The 5,032-nt window shown below is 70.4% G+C and carries 3 protein-coding genes; all 3 read right to left on the reverse strand.

What is annotated here, in order from left to right:
• The coding region (locus tag AC1D12_RS24410; protein WP_477843411.1) for a hypothetical protein at window positions 1-1,335 on the reverse strand (1,335 nt) is incomplete at its 3' end.
• Window positions 1,336-1,483: 148 nt separating this feature from the next.
• Window positions 1,484-2,362 (reverse strand): transglutaminase family protein, encoded by an 879-nt coding sequence (locus AC1D12_RS24415; RefSeq protein ID WP_465112123.1) that lies wholly within the window; start codon window positions 2,360-2,362, stop codon window positions 1,484-1,486.
• A complete protein-coding gene (locus tag AC1D12_RS24420) occupies window positions 2,362-4,839 on the reverse strand; it encodes a circularly permuted type 2 ATP-grasp protein (RefSeq protein ID WP_477843413.1) in 2,478 nt (825 codons plus the stop codon). The genes AC1D12_RS24415 and AC1D12_RS24420 overlap by 1 nt, the downstream gene beginning before the upstream one ends.
• Window positions 4,840-5,032: the final 193 nt, after the last annotated feature.

Here is a 5,032-nt window from a genome sequence, read left to right on the forward strand (position 1 = left end):
CCCGACAGGCCATACCACCGCGTTCGTCGCGACGAACGCGGTGACGAGCGCGCCGGTCGCCAGCGGAGCTGCCACGGCCGCATTGGCAACGCCCTTGGCCAACCGCGCGCGCCCGCAACGCATCTCGTAGCGGGCTTGCTTCATCAGACGCCGCTGACGCTTCAGCGCGCCGTTCAACACCTGGATGAGCAGGTCGCGGTCGGCGCTTCGCTGCGCTGCGGAGGTGTCCTTCAGGCTGTCGATCTGCTGCTGGAGATGCCCGCAGTGGGCCTTGCAGCGGCGGTACTCCTTCTTGCGAAAGCTGATCTCCTGGCGTCCGACCACGACATCGATGCCGGCGGACGCCAACGAGAGGGGCGGAGCCGCCGCCCCCAGCCCCATGCCGGCCCCGCTCAGGCCCAGCGACGCGAGGTTGGCGCCCGACGCGATCTTCATGCCCATGCCGACGACGCCCAGCGACGTGCTGACGGTCGTCAAGCCGGTGTCTCGCAGCGTGGCGGCGCAGCAGCGCCTCCACGCCTGGCGCGCCGCCTTGTCGAACAGCTTGCATCGAGAGAGTGCCGTCCGGCAGCGGAGGAAGCCGCAAACTTCTTCCGGGCTCGAGAGCTTCTCCTCCGCAGGGTTGTGAACCTCTTCCGAGCTCGAGTGCTCCTTCGCCGCACGGTTGGCAAGGTATGCCTTGAAGTGCCGATAAAAGACGACCACCTCGACCTTCCAGCGGTCCTGCTCGTCAACCGTGTCGAGGAACATGTTGAACATGTCCAGGCCGTCGAGCAACGAGCAGCCGGCCGCCACGCCGCCTGCGATCCCCAGCGCCTGCAGCCCCCCTGCAGGAGGCTCGAAGCCGGGGCCGGTCGATGCGGTCGCGGCATTCAATCCGGTGCGGAACAGCGCGCAGTCCGCCCACAAAAATGCCGAGGAACCCGTCACGGTCGGCACCAGCGTCCCGGCATCGCCGCCGCTCCTGAAGGCCTTGCTGCCCTCGGTGCGCGGACGATCCAGGCCGCGCCGGATCGCGAACTCGGCCCGCCGCCGTGCCTTGGCCGGCAGTTTCCGCACACGTGCATAGCGGGGCGCACAGGAAGGTCGCACTCCCGGCTGGTAGTCGCCGTGCTTGTCCAGGGTCACCAGCCCCTTGCGCAGCAGCTCTTTCGCCAGCTTGTCGACCTTGGACTGGATCTTGTCTTCGACCAGTGCCTTCAGCTGGGCCACGGCCTCCTTGGCACGCTCTGCCGGATCTTCGATCGCACGAGCGATCGGGAGATCGGCCCCGTTCTTGCGAAGTGACACGCAATACGGCCTACCGTGCGGATGAAGAAAGGCTGCGCCGTACATGAGCAAGTCTCCTCAAGCTCAAACGGCCCCCCTCTCGACTCACTCCGGCTCACCGAGGACATCCAGGGGCACTGCACGCTGAGTGGCGGTGCCGGCCAGTTCGTTCGCTGTACAGATGAACTACACCCAACCCGGCATCAGGCCGCCTTCAGACCGGCATCACGCTCACCGACACATCCAGCTGCTGCTCGCCGCCCCCGAGGATCACGCCGCGCAGCGGCACCACGTCGGCGAAGTCGGCGCCCCAGGCGAGCGTGATGTAGCGCTCGTCGGCCAGCTGGTTGTTGGTGGGATCGAACTCCACCCAGCCGTGCGCCGGCGAGTACGCGGCCACCCAGGCGTGCGACGCATCGACGCCCAGCAGCCGCGGCTGCCCCGGCGGCGGATCGGTCAGCAGGTAGCCCGACACGTAGCGCGCCGGCAGCCCGTGCCCGCGCAGGCAGGCGATCATCAGGTGGGCGAAGTCCTGGCAGACGCCGCGCCGCTGGTACAGCACCTCGTCGACCGAGGTGCTGACGGTGGTCGCCCCGGCCTCGAATTCGAAGTCATCGTGGATCGCCTGCGTCAGCGCGGCAAGGGCCTCGAACCAGTCGCGCCCCGGCGCGAGCGCCTTGCGCGCATACAGGCGTGCGCCCTCGGACAGCGGCACCAGCACCGTCGGCTCGCACATGCGGGCCGGCTCCAGCGCACCGAGCGTCGGCGTGTTGCGCACCGCATCGCGCACCGATTCCCAGGGCTGCGCGGCCGACGCCCACACCGGCCGCGTGCCGACCTCGACCGTACAGGCCATGCGCACCCGCAGCAGGCGGTGCGCGCCATGCAGCCCGAAATGCGTGACCGCGTTGCCGAAGCTGTCGGGCGCCTCGTGGCGCTCGTCGGGCGGCGGGTCGATCTGCAGCGCATGCGACAGCAGCTTCTGCCACGGCAGCTCGCGCGGCGCCAGCCGGGCCAGCTGCCACGACTGCGAGACCGGCGCCGCATACGCGTAGCGCGTCTCGTGCTCGACGGTGTAGCGCGCGGCTGGCATCAGGCCACCAATGACAGCACGCTGCGCGAGGCCGCGTGCGAGAAGAACTTCAGCGTCAGCTCGTCCGACACCGTGTAGGCGGCGCGCTGCAGCTGGTCGATCACCGCGGCCAGCGCCTCGCTCTCGGGGTGCAGGTCGTGCGCGCCGAGCGCCAGCAGCGCGGCCTGCGCCGGGCCGAGCACATCGCTCGCGAAGCGGCCGTGCGTGCGTTCGAGCTTGTCGACGTACTCCACCAGCCCCTTCACCTGGAAGGCCACCGAGCGCGGGTTGGTGTCGTCGCGCAGCAGCAGGTCGAGCACCGGCAGCCACTCCGGCGCCACCAGGTAGCGCGAGCGGTAGGTGACGGTGGAGTCGGCCAGCTCCAGCAGCCAGTCGAGCCCGCTGCTGCGGCCCTCGCGCGTGGCGACCTTCAGCGTCAGGCACAGGTTCRACAGCCGCTCGATGCGCCGTCCGATCGACAGGAAGCGCCACGAGGTGCTGCGCGTCATGCCGTCGAGCACGAAGCCCGACAGCGTCATCATCGACGTGACCGCGCGGTCCAGCCAGGCCAGCGCCAGCGCGAGCGAGCCGCCGCGCTGGAACACCGGGTCGGCGATCAGCTGGTTCAGCGTGCGCCAGTTGTCGGCCGACATGCGGTCGCGCAGGCTGAACGCGACGCGCAGCAGCTGCCGCAGCCGCACGCTCAGGCCCTCTTCCGGGTGCGTCGCGGCGCGCAGCAGCTCGGTGCCGACGTTGTCGAGCGAATCGATCAGGCCCATGCGCCTGGCCAGCGCGAGCGTCGGCGTCAGGCCGTCTTCCGGGTCGTCGGCGCGCGCATCGACATTGCCCAGCACCCCGGCCACCGCGACGCGCAGCAGCCGCGCCGACGCATCGCAGCGCTCGCCGTAGCGGCCGAACCAGAACAGGTTCTCGGCGGTGCGCGACGGCACGTTGCCCTTGGTCGTCACCAGGTCGGGCGGCGTCACGGTGCGCGTGAGCAGCGAGAACGACGCGTTGACCGGCCGGTCGGACAGCACCCAGGTGTCCTTCGAGCGCCCGCCGCGCTGCATGCCGATGACGCGGTCGTCCTCGTCGCCGGCCACGCGGGTCAGGCCGCCCGGCATCACGCGGTAGCCGTTCGGCGTCGCCACCGCGAACACGCGCAGCCCGACGGTGCGCGCGCTCAGGTGCTCGCCATGGCGCCCGGTGCCGCGCGGCTCGCGCTCGAGCACCGGCGCCTGCGACACGTGCACCCATTCCTGCGCCACGTAGCGCTGCGGGCGTGCCGCCACGCGGGCGCGCAGCAGCAGGCGTTCGTCGTCGGAGAGGTCGGCGCCGAACACCGCCGGCTCGTTGGCCGAACGGTCGAGAGGCTTGATGATCAGGTGGTCGATGCGCTTCCAGGCGTCTTCGAAGGCCGCCGGTTCGCCCAGCCACCAGGTGGCGACCGAGGGCAGCAGCAGCGGTTCGCCGAGCAGCTGCTCGCTGAGCTGCGGCAGGTAGCCGAGCAGCGCGCCGGATTCGAGCACGCCGGAGCCGAGCGCATTCGCGAGCAGCACGGTGCCGCGGCGCGCGCAGTCGGTGAGGCCGGCCACGCCGAGCGCCGAGTCGGAGCGCAGCTCGAGCGGATCGCAGTAGGCGTCGTCCTGGCGGCGCAGCAGCGCATGCACGCGCTTCAGGCCGTCGACCGTCTTCATCCAGACGCAGCCGTCGCGCACCGTCAGGTCGCTGCCCTCGACGAGCGAGAAACCGAGGTAGCGCGCGAGCAGCGCATGCTCGAAGTAGGTCTCGTTGTAGGGCCCCGGCGTCAGCAGGCCGATCAGCGGCGGACCGTCGCCCTTGGGGGCCAGGCGCAGCAGCGATTCGCGCAGGTTCGAGAARAACGCCGCCAGGTGCTGCACGTGCAGGTCGCGGAACATCTGCGGGAACACGCGAGAGACGACGAGGCGGTTCTCCAGCGCATAGCCGGCGCCCGACGGGGCCTGGGTGCGGTCGTCGACGACCCACCAGCGGCCGTCGGGCGAGCGCGCCAGGTCGGCGGCGTACTGGAACAGGTGCACGCCGCCGGCCGGGCGGATGCCCTGCACCTGGTGCAGGTAGCCGCTGTGGCCGAACACCACCGACGGCGGCACGCTGCCGTTGCGCAGCAGCTCCTGCGGGCCGTAGATGTCGGTCAGCACGCGGTTCAGCAGCTCGGCGCGCTGCGCGATGCCGGCCTCGATCTCGTCCCATTCGGCGGGCGAGATCAGCAGCGGCAGCGGATCGACCTCCCAGGGGCGGTCGGCGCCCTGCGGGTCGGCATAGACGTTGTAGGTGATCCCGTTCTCGCGGATCTCGCGTTCCATCAGCGACAAGGTGTCGCCGATGTCGGGCCCCTGGCGCTGGGCCAGGGTCTCCAGGAAAGCTTCCCAGTGGGGGCGTGGCGCGCCGGGCGCCGCGAGCAACTCGTCGTAGCGACCCTCGTGGACGGCGTATCCCTCAAGCAATGTTCTGAGCATGTGTCGACTTCAAACCAGTCGCCAGTTTGTCATGGAACCGCCCCCCCCAGTGGCTGCGCGCTCCTGCCCCCACGGGGCGCCAACGCGGGATCAACCCTCATTTGTTCGCTTGTCATCTCCCCAAAGGCAGGGCGGTGGCAGAAGGCGCGAGCGGGGAGTCTGGGGAGCGCCAATAAGGGAGTGGCGCCGGAGC

This window comes from Rhizobacter sp. P1_G5 (assembly GCF_056405435.1).

Excerpts from the sequence above, each read along its gene's own strand:
- AC1D12_RS24415 (WP_465112123.1), bottom strand. The coding sequence starts at position 2,362 with ATGCCAGCCGCGCGCTACACCGTCGAGCACGAGACGCGCTACGCGTAT.